Annotated in this window: 11 protein-coding genes and 1 pseudogene; 6 read left to right on the top strand and 6 right to left on the bottom strand. The window is 64.3% G+C overall.

The features are described from left to right. The first annotated feature begins 423 nt into the window (after positions 1–423). From mnmG to CWO91_RS21490, 4 genes are all read left to right on the top strand, one after another. The gene (gene mnmG / locus CWO91_RS21505) at positions 424–2,304 is read left to right on the top strand and encodes a tRNA uridine-5-carboxymethylaminomethyl(34) synthesis enzyme MnmG (RefSeq protein WP_130216061.1); all 1,881 of its coding nucleotides are present in this window, start codon (positions 424–426) and stop codon (positions 2,302–2,304) included. 105 nt (positions 2,305–2,409) lie between these two features. Continuing rightward, positions 2,410–3,087, top strand: coding sequence for a 16S rRNA (guanine(527)-N(7))-methyltransferase RsmG (gene rsmG, locus CWO91_RS21500; protein ID WP_433995569.1), 678 nt, complete (start codon positions 2,410–2,412; stop codon positions 3,085–3,087). A 31-nt stretch (positions 3,088–3,118) separates the two neighbouring features. Next, positions 3,119–3,985, top strand: a complete 867-nt coding sequence (locus tag CWO91_RS21495) for a ParA family protein (protein WP_130216057.1) — start codon at positions 3,119–3,121, stop codon at positions 3,983–3,985. Between the two features lie 156 nt (positions 3,986–4,141). Continuing rightward, on the top strand, positions 4,142–5,026 hold the full coding sequence (locus CWO91_RS21490) for a ParB/RepB/Spo0J family partition protein (RefSeq protein ID WP_165405606.1): 885 nt from the start codon (positions 4,142–4,144) through the stop codon (positions 5,024–5,026). A 159-nt stretch (positions 5,027–5,185) separates the two neighbouring features. On the opposite strand, the pseudogene holA reads toward CWO91_RS21490, so the two are convergent. From holA to leuS, 3 genes and pseudogenes are all read right to left on the bottom strand, one after another. After that, positions 5,186–6,213, bottom strand: a pseudogene (gene holA, locus CWO91_RS21485) (DNA polymerase III subunit delta). 129 nt (positions 6,214–6,342) lie between these two features. Beyond that, a complete protein-coding gene (gene lptE, locus CWO91_RS21480) occupies positions 6,343–6,894 on the bottom strand; it encodes an LPS assembly lipoprotein LptE (protein ID WP_130216053.1) in 552 nt (183 codons plus the stop codon). After that, positions 6,881–9,499: a leucine--tRNA ligase gene (gene leuS / locus CWO91_RS21475; protein ID WP_130216051.1), complete on the bottom strand. Its 2,619-nt coding sequence runs from the start codon at positions 9,497–9,499 to the stop codon at positions 6,881–6,883. Before leuS ends, lptE begins: the two co-directional genes overlap by 14 nt. Before the next feature lie 196 nt (positions 9,500–9,695). Here leuS and CWO91_RS21470 point away from each other — a divergent pair, with 196 nt between their 5' ends. Continuing rightward, positions 9,696–10,742, top strand: coding sequence for a GGDEF domain-containing protein (locus CWO91_RS21470; RefSeq protein ID WP_208753056.1), 1,047 nt, complete (start codon positions 9,696–9,698; stop codon positions 10,740–10,742). A 99-nt stretch (positions 10,743–10,841) separates the two neighbouring features. Here the strand turns inward: CWO91_RS21470 and CWO91_RS21465 are convergent, their stop codons facing one another. Next, positions 10,842–12,545, bottom strand: a complete 1,704-nt coding sequence (locus CWO91_RS21465; protein ID WP_165405605.1) for a diguanylate cyclase domain-containing protein — start codon at positions 12,543–12,545, stop codon at positions 10,842–10,844. A 108-nt stretch (positions 12,546–12,653) separates the two neighbouring features. Here CWO91_RS21465 and CWO91_RS21460 point away from each other — a divergent pair, with 108 nt between their 5' ends. Further along, a complete protein-coding gene (locus CWO91_RS21460; protein WP_130216047.1) occupies positions 12,654–13,343 on the top strand; it encodes a YggS family pyridoxal phosphate-dependent enzyme in 690 nt (229 codons plus the stop codon). Between the two features lie 144 nt (positions 13,344–13,487). Here CWO91_RS21460 and CWO91_RS21450 read toward each other — a convergent pair whose 3' ends face one another. Continuing rightward, positions 13,488–14,273, bottom strand: a complete 786-nt coding sequence (locus CWO91_RS21450; protein WP_130216045.1) for a 2-keto-4-pentenoate hydratase — start codon at positions 14,271–14,273, stop codon at positions 13,488–13,490. A 6-nt stretch (positions 14,274–14,279) separates the two neighbouring features. Then, a complete protein-coding gene (locus CWO91_RS21445) occupies positions 14,280–14,849 on the bottom strand; it encodes a L,D-transpeptidase family protein (RefSeq protein ID WP_165405604.1) in 570 nt (189 codons plus the stop codon). Positions 14,850–14,996 lie beyond the last annotated feature (147 nt).

Below are 14,996 nucleotides of genomic sequence, written 5' to 3'. Positions count from 1 at the left end.
ACGTGAAACGGTGGAGACCGTTGTTCCACTTGAAACAGGTTTCGGCCTTGGTCCTCTTCAATTAAGCCCGAAAACAGTGACGGCCGGGAGCCGAAAAACCTAGCGCTCAATCTCGCCATGCTTCGATCCCCGGGTATTTAAACAGGGAGCGAGAGCGACGCCCCGCCCGTCATTGCGCAGCGAAGCAGTCCAGCGTCTCTCCGCGGAGGCAGACGGATTGCTTCGTCGCAAGGGCTCCTCGCAATGACGGCTTTGCAATCCCTACCCATCGAACGGCGCTCTCGTTTCACGTGAAACAATGTCCGCCCCTTCTATGTGCATGGGGTTGTTTTCACAAAATTTGCTCTCGCATCGTTTCACGTGAAACATCTGCCACCCAGTTTCCACTTCCGGCTTTTCCGCCTCTGAGCTAGAAGTCCGCTCATGCGAACAGAGCGAGAGAGTTTCGACGTCATCGTGATTGGCGGCGGTCACGCCGGCTGTGAGGCCGCGGCGGCTGCTGCGCGGATGGGTGCAACGACCGCTCTGGTGACGCACCGTTTCTCCACCGTTGGCGCCATGTCCTGCAATCCCGCCATTGGCGGTCTCGGCAAGGGTCATCTGGTCCGCGAAGTCGATGCTCTCGATGGTCTGATGGGCCGGGTCGGCGACGCCGGCGGCATCCAATTTCGCGTCCTCAATCGTCGCAAGGGTCCGGCCGTCCGTGGTCCTCGCGCTCAGGCTGACCGGAAGCTCTATGCGGCCGCGATGCAGGCCGCGATCAGGGAAACCGAGGGTCTTTCCGTCATCGAGGGTGAGGCTGACGAGCTGATCGTGGTGGAAGGCCGGGTCACCGCTCTGCGCCTGGCCGACGGCCGGCAGCTTCGGGCAGGGGCAATTGTCGTCACCACCGGCACCTTCCTGCGCGGTCTGATCCATCTCGGCGAGAAGAATTGGCCCGCCGGTCGTGTCGGCGAGGCGCCAGCGATGGGCCTGTCCAGCTCCTTTGAGCGCGCCGGCTTTACCCTCGGGCGGCTGAAGACGGGGACTCCACCCCGTCTCGATGGCACCACGATCGACTGGTCGGCGGTCGAGATGCAGCCTGGCGACGAACCGCCGGAGCCGTTCTCGGTGATGACGGAGCAGATCACGACCCCGCAGATCCAGTGCGGGATCACCCGGACCACCTCGGCGACCCATGAGGTGATCCGTGCCAATGTCCATCGCTCCCCGATGTATTCCGGTCAGATCAAGAGCTCCGGTCCGCGCTATTGTCCGTCGATCGAGGACAAGATCGTCCGCTTCGGCGACCGCGACGGGCATCAGATCTTCCTGGAGCCGGAAGGGCTCGACGACACGACCGTCTATCCCAACGGCATCTCGACCTCACTTCCCGAAGAGGTCCAGCTCGCGATCCTCGCCAGCATTCCTGGCTTGGAGCGGGTGAAGATGGTCCGTCCGGGCTATGCCATCGAATACGACCATATCGATCCCCGGGAGCTCGATCCGACCCTCCAGACCAAGCGTCTACGCGGTCTGTTCCTGGCAGGACAGATCAACGGCACCACCGGATACGAAGAGGCCGCCGGGCAGGGCATCGTGGCCGGGTTGAACGCCGCGCTCTGGGCGAGCGGGGCCGCGCTGACCGTATTCGACCGGGCGGATGGCTATCTCGGTGTGATGATCGATGACCTCGTCACCCGCGGGATCAGCGAGCCCTATCGGATGTTCACCTCCCGGGCCGAATACCGGTTGACGCTGCGGGCCGACAACGCCGATCAGCGTCTGACCGAGAAGGGCATCACCTTGGGGTGTGTCGGCAGTGCCCGCACGCAGCACCACCGCGCCAAGATGGATGCCCTGAACGCGGCCCGAACGCTCTCGAAGTCGCTCGCGATCACCCCGAACGAGGCGATCAAGTACGGACTGTCCCTGAACCGCGATGGCCAGCGCCGATCTGCCTTCGAGCTGATGGCGTACCCAGATATTGGCTGGGGCCAGGTCCGCGCGATCTGGCCGGAGCTGTCGGCGATCGACCCCGTCATCGCGACCCACCTCGAGATCGACGCCAAATACGACGTCTATCTGGAGCGCCAGAGCGCCGATGTCGAAGCCTTCCGGCGCGACGAGGGGATGGTGTTGGCTGAGGTCGACTACCAGCAGGTTCCCGGTCTCTCCAATGAGGTGCGGGCCAAGCTGGAAAAGGCCCGGCCGTTCACGGTCGGCCAGGCCGGCCGGATCGATGGGATGACACCGGCCGCGCTCGGCATTCTCGCTGCGTATCTGCGGCGCGAGGCACGGAAGACCTCAAAGGCGATCGCATAGGCGTTTCACGTGAAACAGCGCGGGCCGGGAGGCGGCAGATCGTCATCAGGAAAATCCATTGCGGGCGAGGGCGCCGGTCGTCGATCCGGGCTGGGGCCGACCAAGCTGAAGGCCGGCAAGGCCAGCGCCGCCGATCAATCGCTAGACGCGATCATCGCTGCCGACAAGATCGCGGCCCTCAAGCTCGCACCCGTTTCACATGAAACGGAGGACCGGCTCGATCGCTACATCGCCTTGCTCCGGGAGTGGCAGGCCAAGACCAACCTCGTCGCGCCCTCGACGCTGCCGCACCTTTGGACCCGGCACATTGCCGACTCGCTTCAGCTCGTTGATCTCGCGCCGGCGGCAAAACGCTGGGCCGACCTCGGCAGCGGCGGTGGCTTCCCGGGCGTCGTGCTCGCCTGCGCCATGGCCGGGACGCCGGATGCCAGCGTCCATCTGGTCGAGCGAATCGCCAAGAAGGCGGCGTTCCTGCGCGAGGCGATTCGCGTCACCACATCTCCGGGAGTCGTACATCTCGCTGAGATCGGGGATAATGTGGATAGAATCACCGGCCCCGTCGATTGCGTCACCGCGCGTGCGCTGGCTCCGCTACATCAACTTATCGGCTTTGCGGAGCCGCTGATGCGCGACGGCGCAAAGGCGTTATTTCTCAAGGGTCAAGATGTAGAGGCTGAATTGACCGAAGCCGCTAAATATTGGAATATTCGGCCTCAGCTCCATCGTAGCCGTACTGGTGACGGATGGATCGTGGAACTGACGTCCGTCGAACGGCGCGGGTGAGGCGTTCAGGGGCCTGAGTGGGGAATTTGCGATGAGCGTGATTGACGAGCCGCAGCAAGAACAGACCGCCCAAGAGACCAATGAGGTGCCGCATGGCCACCCCCGTATCCTGGCGCTGGCGAATCAAAAGGGCGGCGTGGGAAAAACAACCACAGCGATTAACCTCGGCACAGCGCTCGCAGCGATCGGCGAACGCGTCCTGATCGTCGATCTCGACCCGCAGGGCAACGCCTCGACCGGCCTCGGCATCGATCGCCGCAACCGTTCCTGCTCCATGTATGACGTGCTGGTTGGCGAAGCCGCCTTGCGCGAGGCCGTGGTCTCGACCGCGGTGCCGCGGCTGCACATCGCGCCATCGACCATGGACCTCTCCGGCCTCGAGCTCGAGCTCGGCACCACCCCCGGCCGCGCCTTCAAGCTGCGCGACGCCATCGGCGCGCTCAACAACAACGTCTCGCCGGACGCCGACTACACTTATGTGCTGATCGACTGCCCGCCCTCGCTCAACCTGCTCACGGTGAACGCGATGGCGGCGTCCGATGCGATCCTGGTGCCGCTGCAATGCGAGTTCTTCGCGCTCGAAGGTCTGTCGCAATTGCTGCAGACGGTCGAGCAGGTGCGCTCGACGCTCAACCCGAACCTGTCGATCCACGGCATCGTGCTGACCATGTTCGACTCGCGCAACAACCTCTCGAACCAGGTCGTCGCCGACGTCCGCCAGTTCATGGGCGAGAAAGTCTACAAGACCATGATCCCGCGCAACGTGCGCATCTCGGAAGCGCCGTCCTATGGCAAGCCGGTGCTGGTCTACGATCTCAAATGCGTCGGCAGCGAAGCTTACTTGCGGCTCGCCACCGAAGTGATCCAGCGCGAGCGCGAGCTGCGCACGACGCATTGACGATGCCGTAGGGTGGGCAAAGCGAAGCGTGCCCACCAAAACCATTCGATTGAAAGATGGTGGGCACGGCGCGAAGACGCGCCTTTGCCCACCCTACGATCGAGAGTGTGAAATTCAGTTCTGGAGTGCTGCACCGTGAATCCAAGGGAGCTGGCGATGGCCGACGAAGCGCGTTCGCGACTGGGCCGAGGTCTTGCGAGTCTGATCGGTGATGTCGGCGGCGAGGCTCAGCATGTCGATCGTCCGCGCGCACAGCGCAAGGTGCCGATCGAATTCATCAAGGCCAATCCGCGCAACCCGCGCCGTACCTTTTCGGAGGCCGAGCTCAAGGAGCTCTCCGACTCCATCAAGCAGCACGGCGTGATCCAGCCGATCGTGGTGCGTCCGGTGAAGGGCGCGCAGGATCGCTATGAGATCATCGCCGGCGAACGGCGCTGGCGCGCCTCGCAAATGGCTGGCCTGCACGAGGTGCCGATCGTGCCGGTCGACATCAGCGATAGCGATGCGCTGGAGTTCGCGATCGTCGAGAACGTGCAGCGCGAAGACCTCAACCCGATGGAAGAGGCGCAGGGCTATCACGCGCTCGCCAACGAGTTCAAACGCAGCCAGGACGACATCGCAAGAGTCGTCGGCAAGAGCCGCAGCCACGTCGCCAACATGATGCGGCTGACGAAGCTGCCGGCGGAGGTGCAGGCCTTCATCGCGACCGGCGAGCTGACGGCCGGCCATGCCCGCGCGCTGATCGGCGTGCCCGATCCGCTCACGGCCGCCAAGCGCATCGTCGCGGAGGGCCTCAACGTCCGTCAGGCCGAGGCGTTGGCGCACGAGGAGGGCGTGCCCGAGCGCAAGCCGCAGAAGGCGCGCGCTGGCGCGAAGGAAAAGGACCCCGATACGATCGATCTCGAAAAGCGCGTCAGCGACGCGCTGGGTCTCAAGGTCACCGTCAATCACCGCGATCCCGGCGGCTCCGTGCAGATCAACTACCGCAACCTCGATCAGCTCGACGAGGTGATGAAGCGGCTGGCGAAGGGCGGGCTGTAGCTGCCCTCGCTGTCGTCCCGGTGTGCGCCGGGACGACAGCTGAATGTGTGGCGCGCCCCTACATCAACTACGTCATTGCGAGCGCAGCGAAGCAATCCAGAGTCCCTCCGCGGAAAGATTCTGGATTGCTTCGCTACGCTCGCAATGACGTGGATAGCCTCACCCCCGCCGCTTCGCATTCGCGGCGATCGCCATCAGCGTGCGCTGGGCGATGGCGGCGGCGAGGGTGGATTGCTTGCGGGTCTCGAGCGCGGCTGTCGCGAGCTGCTCGATGATGGCGGCAAGCCGGGCCGGGCTGAAATTGCGCAGCGCCGTTTCGACCGCGGGCTTTCGCGAGAAGTGCAGCCGTGGAAAGCCGCCATCGAGCACGGCTGAGGCCGGCGTGCCGTCGCGATCGCGAGCGCCGATTTGTGGAGCCACGCGGCCTGACGCTGCGCGGCGGAGATGATCACGCCGGGATAGGTGCCGGCGATCATGGCCTTGGCGAATTCGGTCTCGACGATGTCGGGCCGGCCGGCGAAGGCGCCGTCGACGATGGGATCGAGCTTCAGCTCTGAGGCGTCGGCGACCACGGACATCACGTCGTCCAGCGTGATCTCGCCTTTGCCATGGGCATAGAGCGTGAGCTTGCGCAGCTCGTTGCGCGAGGCCTGGCGGTCGCCACCGAGGAACGACATCAGCGCCGCGCGGGCGTCCTGCGCGATGCGCAAATTGGCGATGCGGAGCTCGTCCTCCATCAGCTTGGCGAGGTCGCGCTCTGTGTCGGGGTAGCAGCCGATCGCCACCGCCGACTTGGCGCGCTCGCAGGCTTTGCGCAGCGGCGATTCCGGGCGCAGCTCGCCGGCCTCGATCACGATGCGGCAATCCTTCACGTTCATCTCGGCCAGAGTGTTGATGCCGCCTGCAAAGCTGCGCGAGCCGGCGCGGATGCGGATGGCGCGGCGGCCGCCGAACAGCGGCACCGTCATGGCTTCGTCGACGAGCCGGGACGGCTCGGCGGAGAGCTCGTCGCCATCGAGCTTGACCAGGGAGAATGGATCGTTGGGATCGTCGACGGCGGATGCGATCAGCGCATCGGCGCGCTCGCGCACAAGGCCCGCGTCAGGACCGTAGAGCAGGATGATCGGGTGGCCCGCATCGGGGCGGGCGAGGAAGGCATCGATCTCTTTTCCGCGCAGCGCGACCATGGCCTAGATCGTCTTTCCGGAGCCCGCGAAGCGCGAGCTACGGTGCGCAATTGCGCACCAGAGAAACCAGAGGTTGGGAATCGAGATTCCGGGCTCTCGCTTCGCGAGCCCCGGAATGACAGGAATGAATCAGGTGCCCGCGGTGAAGAACGAGGCGAGCCGGGTCGTGATGTTCTCGGCGATCTCGTTGGCGGCACGATCCTCGGCGTCGCGATAGGCGCGATTGCGAGCGAAGCGCTGGTATGAGCCGGGCATGTCGTAGGACACACGCGAGAAGGTGGTGCCGGTCATCACCGACTTGCCGGTCACGGCGTCGATCAGATTGTACTGGGCGTCGATGCCGTAATTCTCGCTGGTCGGCAGTCCGGTCGCGGCGCTGACGATCAGCGAGGAGCGGGTGGAGGTGAAGCGGATCTCCAGGCGGTGCGTCGGCGGCATTCCCGTCGCCGTGCCGTAGAGCTTGAAAGCCAGGGCATTGCGGACCTCGACGCCAACGCGCGCCTCGCGCGAGGCGTTCGGCTTGGCGATCGGCGGCAGCTCGACCCCCATCAGCTTCTCGCGCAGGCCAGGGGTGCCGTCGTTACGCTCGGCATACATCGGCTGGAAGCAGCCGGCCGTCAGCGCCGCCAGGGCGGCGACCGCCAGCAAGCGGGCTGCGATGCGGATCCTAGCCGACAACATTCACGATCCTCTTGGGGACGATGATCACCTTGCGGACGGGCTTGCCGTCCAGGGCCAGCTTTACCGCATCGAGGGCCAAAACGGCAGCCTCGATTTCCGGATTCTGGGCCACTGTTGCAACCGTGACCTCACCCCGCTTCTTGCCATTGACCTGGACCACCAGGGTCACGCTGTCTTCAACCAGCAAATCGCGTTCGATTTGGGGCCAATTGGCCTCCGAAACCAGCCCGCTCTGGCCCAAGGCCTGCCAGCACTCCTCGGCCAGATGCGGCATCATCGGGGAGAACAGCTGGACCAGGATCTGGCCGGCCTCCCGGATCGCCCAGGCCAGGTCCGCGGCAGGCTGGCCGGGGCGCTGGAGCACCTCGGACAGGGCATTGGCGAATTCGCGGATATGGGCGAGGCAGACGTTGAAGTGCAGCCGCTCGATGCCGGTGGTGACCTTGTCCAGGGCGCCATGGGCGGCCTTGCGCAAGGCGGTCGCATCCGTCCCGAACGAAGCCGGCCGGGCCGCCGGCGCCTCCTTGCCGAGTTCCTTCGCATCGTTCACCAGCCGCCATAGCCGCTGCACGAAACGCGATGCGCCCTGGACGCGCTCGTCGCTCCAGATCACGTCGCGATCAGGCGGGGAATCCGACAGCATGAACCAGCGAGCGACGTCGGCGCCGTAGGTTTCGATGATGTCGTCGGGATCGACCGTGTTCTTCTTCGACTTTGACATCTTCTCGATCGGGCCGATCTGGATGTCTTCGCCGGTCGCGAGCAGCGTGGCGCGGCGTCCATTGCCGCCGACCTCGACCTTGACCTCGGCCGGCTGCACATAGGTGCCGTCGGCCTTGTGGTAGGTCTCGTGCACCACCATGCCCTGCGTGAACATGCCGGCGAACGGCTCGTCCAGCGTGATGTGCCCGGTCGCCTTCATCGCGCGGGTGAAGAAGCGGCTGTAGAGCAGATGCAGGATCGCGTGCTCGACGCCGCCGATATACTGGTCGACCGGTAGCATTCGGTTGGCGACGGCAGGCGTCGTCGGCGCGGTCTCGTTCCAGGGATCGGTGAAGCGCGCAAAGTACCAGGACGAATCCACGAAGGTGTCCATGGTGTCGGTCTCACGCTGCGCCTTGCCGCCGCATTTCGGGCAGGTGACGTGTTTCCAGGTCGGGTGATGATCGAGCGCGTTGCCCGGCCGGTCGAAGGTCGCATCATCAGGCAGCTTCACCGGCAAATCGGCATCCGGCACCACATCGCATTTCGGGCAATGGATGACGGGAATCGGGCAGCCCCAATAACGCTGGCGCGAAATGCCCCAGTCGCGCAGGCGGAAATTGACCTGCCGCTCGCCGACCGCCGCATTGCCGCGCAGCTCGCCTTCCAGCCGCTTCGCCACCTCTTCCTTGGCTTGATCGATCGTCATGCCGTCGAGGAAGCGTGAATTAATGATGCGGCCGTCACCATCATAGGCGGTGTCGGTGATGACAAATGTCTTCGGATCCTGCCCTTCGGGGCAGACCACCGGCGTGTTGCCGAGATTGTACTTGTTGACGAAGTCGAGGTCGCGCTGGTCGTGCGCCGGGCAGCCAAAGATCGCGCCGGTGCCGTACTCCATCAGCACGAAATTGGCGACATAGACCGGCAGCTTCCAGGAGCGATCGAACGGGTGCACCGCGCGGATGCCGGTGTCAAAGCCCTGCTTCTCCGCGGTGTCGATGACCTCCTGCGCGGTGCCGATCTTCTTGATCTCGGTGATGAACTCCGCGAGCTCAGGGTTCTTCGCGGCGGCCGCCTGCGCCAATGGATGATCCGCCGAGATCGCCATGAACTTCGCGCCGAACAGCGTGTCGGGCCGGGTCGTGAAGATCTTCAGCTCGTTCTCGCCGGCCGGCGTCGTCGCCGCATCCAGCGCGAAGCGGATCAACAGGCCTTCGGAGCGTCCGATCCAGTTGCGCTGCATCAGCCGCACCTTGTCGGGCCAGCGGTCGAGCCCATCCAGCGCGGACAGCAGCTCTTGCGAGTACTTCGTGATCTTGAAGACCCACTGGTTCATCTCGCGCTGCTCGACGACAGCGCCGGAACGCCAGCCGCGGCCGTCGATCACCTGCTCGTTGGCGAGCACGGTCATGTCGACAGGATCCCAGTTCACCTTGCGCTTCTCGCGCTCGGCAAGCCCTTCGCGCAGGAAGTCCAGAAACATCTTCTGCTGGTGCTTGTAGTAGGAGGGATCGCAGGTTGCGATCTCGCGGCTCCAGTCCAGTGACAGCCCGATTGAGCGGAGCTGCTTCTTCATCGCGGCGATGTTGTCGTAGGTCCAGGCTTTCGGCGCGACCTTGCGCTCGATGGCGGCGTTCTCGGCCGGCAGGCCGAAGGCGTCCCAGCCCATCGGGTGCAGCACGTTGAACCCTTTGGCGCGCATGAAGCGGGCCAGCACGTCGCCGAGCGTGTAGTTGCGGACATGGCCGATATGGATGCGCCCGGACGGGTAGGGGAACATCTCGAGGACGTAGTATTTCGGCCGCGAATCGTCGTTTCGGGAGACGAAGATCGCCTGTTCGTCCCAGAGGCGTTGCCAGCGCGGTTCGGCGTCGCGGGCGTTGTAGCGTTCGGAGGTCATGGAATCGTTGGGTTTTCGTGGTTCGGCCGGCTTAAAGACGGCGGACTAGGCCATAGAAGTCCGCAAGGGGTCAATGGGTTGCCCGCAATCCGGGGAACCTCCCGGACTGCTCCGCAAAAATACCGAGGCCGCCGTTGGGGTGTGATTAAGGGGTCAATGCGAAGTTGCGGCCGCCAAGGACCCCCAAATACTTGCGATGGATTCCAGCTTCGACGATCCCGATTACGACTATGCCGCGTCCATTGCCGGACGGGCGATGCGGAGCATGGCCGAGCAGCGGATTGCGCCGACCCCGGCCAATTTTGCCGTCTGGTTCCAATATCTCGCCGGCGGCCAAGACGATCTGCGCGATGCGATCGATCTCCTGATCGACCACAACCGTCCTTTCGACAGCAGAACTAATCAAGATCTGTTCGAGACCTACATCGCTCCGCAGGTCAGTGCCATCGTCGTCCGCACCTCCGAGCGGCTGCATGCCCTCATGGGCGCGGCGAAGGAGTTTCTGACGACGGCCATCGCCGACAACCATTCGCAGATGCAGGCGATCAGCGAGGTCGCGGACCAAGGCAAGGCCGGCGTCGATCCGAAGGCGCTGGTCGCCCAGCTCATGAACGAGCTGGCCCGCGCCGCCACCCGCGCGACGCGGCTCGAGGCGGGCTTTGCGGAAAAGACCCGCGAGCTCGACGTGATCCGCGATTCGCTGTCGAGGTCCGAGCAGCGCGCCCGGACCGACACGCTGACGGGGCTGGCGAATCGGCGGGCGCTCGACGAATTCCTGCGCAAGGCGCAGGCGACCGCGGAATGGGGCGAGCCGCTCACCGTGATCCTGCTCGACATCGACCACTTCAAGACCTTCAACGACAATTTCGGCCATGGCATCGGCGACCAGGTGTTACGCCTGATCGCCAAGGTGTTGCGCGAAAAGGTTCGCGAGCAGGATCTGCCGGCCCGCTATGGCGGCGAGGAGCTGATCGCGGTGCTGCCGGATGCCGACCTTGCCGCTTCTGCCGAGACCGCCGAGCGCATCAGGCGTGCGATCGCCGAATGCAGGATCACCCGTCGCTCGACCGGTGAGATCTTGCCCAATATCAGCGTGTCGATCGGCGTCGCGCAATACCGGACCGGCGAAGCGATCACCGATCTCATCGAGCGCTGTGACCGCGCGCTCTATCTCGCCAAGGGCGGTGGCCGCAATCGCGTGGTAACCGAGATCGAGCTCGAGCGCGCTGGAGCGGCGGGCTAGAGCATTATCGGTTCTGATTGAATCAGAACCGAAGCTCTAGATTCTTGTTTTGACGCGTTTTCTTCACGCGAACCGGTATCCACTTCGCTCGAAAACGCTCTAGGCGTTGGCCGCCATCATCATGTCAGCTGCGCCGGTCTCGATCGCCTGCACGCCGTGCTCGACGACGTTGTTGCGGCCGCGATGCTTGGCGGCGTAGAGCGCGGCGTCGGCGGCTTCGATGAGATCACCGGGGCGCAGTGTCTCGTTTGGCTTCGTCGCAGCAACGCCGATCGAGACGGTGACGATCATATGCGCGGAGGTGATGTGCGGCAGGCAGAGTTTCAGCACCGCCGCGCGCACCAATTCGCCGATTTCGACGGCGCGGGGTACGTCGGTGTTCGGCAGCAGCAGGCAGAATTCCTCGCCGCCATAGCGTGCCGCAAAGCCCATCGTGTCGGCGGCAATGCCGGACAGCGATTCGCCGAGCCGGGTCAGGCAGGAATCGCCTTCGAGATGGCCATAGGTGTCGTTGAAGAGCTTGAAGTGATCGACGTCGATCATCAGAAGCGCGAGTTCGCTGCCATATTGCTGCGCGCGCATCCATTCGAAATCGAGCCGGCTCTGGAAGCCGCGACGGTTGGCGAGGCCGGACAGCATGTCGATCGAGGCCATCACCGTCAGGCGGTCGTTGCTCGCGATCAGCTCGCGCTCGCGCTGGCTCAATTGCGCGGCCATTGCATTGAACGCGCGGGCCAGCGGCACGAACTCGGCGGGCAGGCGACTACGCGCCGCCCGCGCCGACAGATCGCCTTCGCCGAGACGCTTGGCCATGTCGGCGAGCATCTCGATCGGCTTGATCACCAGTTTCTCGGCGGCGATCAGCGCGCCGAGCAGGACGAACACGACGACGAAGGCGAACTGGAGATAGGCGGTGCGGATGTCGCGGCTCACGGCCGCAGATACCTTGTCCTCGTCGATGCTGGCGATCAGGCGCGCATTGGTGCCGGCGATGCGGATATAGCTGACCGCGCGGCGGGAGCCGTCGGCAGCAAGAAAGGACAGCGCGCCTTCGTCCTGATCCGACCGCAGTGCCCTGTCGGCGATCGCCGACATCAGCGGCATGTTGTCGAGGGGACGGCCGACCGCGCTGTGCTGGTCGGCGGGCGCGGCCAGCACGGTGCCGGCGCTGTCGACGAGAACTGCGGTAATGCCGGCGCGGCCACCGAGATTGCTCATGACTTTCGACATCCAGTCGAGATTGACGGTGGCGAGCACGACGGCATCCGGGACGCCGCTGAACGCGGACACCGGATAAACCGCCATGACGGTCGGCGTCGGCGCGGGCCGGGACAGGATGAAGTCGCTCAAGACGAAGCGGCCGGTTTGCTGTGCCTGCAGGAAGTAAGGCCGGTCACTCAGATCGAGGCCGACATACATGTTGTTGGTGGCGCACTGGATGCGTCCGTCCTGACCGGCGATCAGAAGCGTGCGGATCCAGGGCAGGCTGGACGGCAGGCTCGCGCGCAGCACGTCGCAGCTCTTGCTGATGCCGCCGGCGGACGCCCGGATGAAGGCCTCGGATTTCAGGATGGTCTCGACCGACGAGATCACCTCGCGCTGCGCATCGGCGCTGTGCCTTGCGACGGTGGTGAATTCGGCGGCGGCCTGCGCGATCTGCCGCGCGCGCGTGTTTTCGAGCGAACGGATGCGCTCGAGCATCAAGGGGGCCACCAGAATCACCGCGAGCAACGCCAGCCGCGCCCGGATTCCGAGAACCTGCTTGAGTTTCGCTCGTTTGCGGTTGAGACTGACGCTTGCCATCTTCGCTACCCACCCCATGGGCCAAGGTAAAGCGAAGGGTTCAAAAACTCTTTCTTGAACTCGGTAAAATTGGACTTACCTCGGTTACGACCACAGCCAAGCGACGTCATGACAGAAGCCAATGCCGCGCCGGTAACCGGCCATTCACCAAACGCGCTCGCCGCAGTCGAAGCCGAAATTGCACGCGCCTGCAAGGATGCGCAGCGCGATCGCGCCTCCGTGACGCTGATTGCGGTGTCCAAGACTTTCGCCGCGGATGCGATTACCCCGGTCATTGCCGCCGGACAGCGCGTATTCGGCGAGAATCGGGTGCAGGAGGCCAAAGCCAAGTGGCCCGCGTTAACGTCTGTTTACTCCGACATCGCGCTGCATCTGATCGGCCCGCTGCAATCCAACAAGGCGAAAGAGGCGGTCGCGCTGTTCGATGCCATCCATTCGGTCGACCGTCCGAGCATTTGCCAAGCATTAGCCAAGGAAATCGAATCCCAGAACAAGCACCCTCAGCTTTTCGTCCAGATCAACACCGGCGAGGAGCCGCAGAAGGCCGGCGTCGCGCCTGGCGAGGCCGATGCCTTCCTCGCGAACTGCCGCGATACCTATGGGCTGACGATTTCCGGCCTGATGTGCATCCCGCCCGTCGACGAACCGCCGGCGGCGCACTTTGCTCTCACTGCCAAGATCGCGGCTCGCAATGGATTGAAGAACCTGTCGATGGGCATGAGCGCGGATTTTGCGACCGCGATCATGCTCGGCGCCACCCATGTGCGCGTGGGAAGCGCGATCTTCGGGCACAGGTGAGAGCCGTTAGCGAGGAACGCACCCAGCAACCGTCATCGATTTCGTCATTGCGAGCGAAGCGAAGCAATCCAGAATCTTTCCGCGGAGGGATTCTGGATTGCTTCGTCGCAAGGGCTCCTCGCAATGACAGCGGAGCGTGCGCGCCTACACAAACCCCACCGACACCTTCCCCAACACGCCGAAATCCGCCGCAAAATGATCGCCGGCCTTAATCGGCAGCGGCGGATGGCATGTGCCTGTGGTCACCACCTCCCCTGCCCGCAAGGGGATGCCGAGCCCGCGGAGCTCGTTGGCAAGCCAGGCCAGGGCCGCGCGGGGATCGCCGAGCACGTTCTTGCCGTGGCCGAGATAACGCTGCCCGTGCAGCGTGATTTGCGGCCGCTCTTCGACGAGATCCAGCGCACGCCAATCCGCAGTCGTCGGCGCGCCCAGCACGAACAGATGCGCGCAGGCATTGTCGGCGATGAGCTGCGCCTCGCCGGCGCGGGCGAAATCGGTAAAGCGCGAATCGGGAATTTCGATTGCGGGATGGAAGGTGTCTACGGCGGCGAGGACCTCGTCGACAGTGAACGGCACCGCGCGCGGCGGTAGATCGCGCCCCATGCGGAAGGCGAATTCCGGCTCGCCGACGCGCATCTCGTTGCCCTTCATCGACGCGGTGCCGCCATCGGCGATCACGGTGTCACTCATGATGCGGCCGGCCAGCGGTCCCGTGACGTTGATGTGCTTCTGTCCTGATACGCTCGTTGCCGCGATCTTCCAGCCGAATAATTTTCCGCTCGATTGCGTTTCGAGCGCGGCCTGGATGGCATAGCCATCAGCGCGGCTCTGCGGCCGCAACCGGGCATCCAGTGCGTCAAGCTTGGTGCCGTCGCGCCAATGCTTCACCAGAACCTGCGATGCGGCGGCGATCCGATCCTTGTCGAGCATCCGTCCTCACCCGATGATGATTCTTGTTCTTGGCCCCAGTCGTCGCAGCAATTGCAGCATTGCAGATTTCGTCATGGAGACGCAGCCTGCGGTCGGGCCGAAATTGTCGCGGGCGAGGTGCAAGAACACCGCGCTGCCGCGGCCGGCGATGCGCGGCCTGGTGTTGTGGTCGATCTCGATGATGAAATCGTAGAGGTGGTCGGCCCGCTTGAGCCGGTCGCCGCCCTGCCCCTCGCCGAGCCGGATACCCTGGTTGTAATGACGGTCTTTGGGATCCTCGCACCAGGCGTCTTCGCCGGTGATGATCCGGGCCGGCAAGAACGTCTGCGGGCGGCTGTGCCGGTCGCCCCGCCACCACAATCGCCTGGGACGGAAGCTGCCTCGCGGGGTGCCGCCGTCGCCCTCGCGCTTGTTGGCGAGAATGCCGCCTCGCCCCAGCGCCACCGGTATCGTCAGTGCTCCGGCCGTCAGCCAGCCCCGGCGCGGATTACCGGCAGCCGGCTTAACGCGGATCGCGGACAGCGGCCTGGCCCTTCGATTCTGGGTGTAACTAGCTGACGCAGCGTTGTTTTTCATGTGAACATGCGATGTCGAATTCATTACAGGACATTCATCAAAACGCCCTGCTATTCTGGGTTAGAGTGGTTCTGGCTTGTGAATCGGTAACAGCCCACTACTTCAACACGAACAACAATAACAACGGCGACCCTAACTTTCCCTCGC

Origin of the sequence: Bradyrhizobium genosp. SA-3 (assembly GCF_004212635.1) — a bacterium.
GTDB lineage: Bacteria > Pseudomonadota > Alphaproteobacteria > Rhizobiales > Xanthobacteraceae > Bradyrhizobium.
The sequence above is the reverse complement of the archived record's forward strand: the minus strand, read 5'-3'. Positions and strand labels throughout refer to the sequence as shown.

Coding starts and splice junctions, on each gene's coding strand:
- mnmG (WP_130216061.1), top strand. CDS start 424: ATGCGAACAGAGCGAGAGAGTTTCGACGTCATCGTGATTGGCGGCGGT.
- CWO91_RS21495 (WP_130216057.1), top strand. CDS start 3,119: ATGAGCGTGATTGACGAGCCGCAGCAAGAACAGACCGCCCAAGAGACC.
- CWO91_RS21490 (WP_165405606.1), top strand. CDS start 4,142: ATGGCCGACGAAGCGCGTTCGCGACTGGGCCGAGGTCTTGCGAGTCTG.
- lptE (WP_130216053.1), bottom strand. CDS start 6,894: ATGTTGTCGGCTAGGATCCGCATCGCAGCCCGCTTGCTGGCGGTCGCC.
- leuS (WP_130216051.1), bottom strand. CDS start 9,499: ATGACCTCCGAACGCTACAACGCCCGCGACGCCGAACCGCGCTGGCAA.
- CWO91_RS21470 (WP_208753056.1), top strand. CDS start 9,696: ATGGATTCCAGCTTCGACGATCCCGATTACGACTATGCCGCGTCCATT.
- CWO91_RS21465 (WP_165405605.1), bottom strand. CDS start 12,545: ATGGCAAGCGTCAGTCTCAACCGCAAACGAGCGAAACTCAAGCAGGTT.
- CWO91_RS21460 (WP_130216047.1), top strand. CDS start 12,654: ATGACAGAAGCCAATGCCGCGCCGGTAACCGGCCATTCACCAAACGCG.
- CWO91_RS21450 (WP_130216045.1), bottom strand. CDS start 14,273: ATGCTCGACAAGGATCGGATCGCCGCCGCATCGCAGGTTCTGGTGAAG.
- CWO91_RS21445 (WP_165405604.1), bottom strand. CDS start 14,849: ATGAAAAACAACGCTGCGTCAGCTAGTTACACCCAGAATCGAAGGGCC.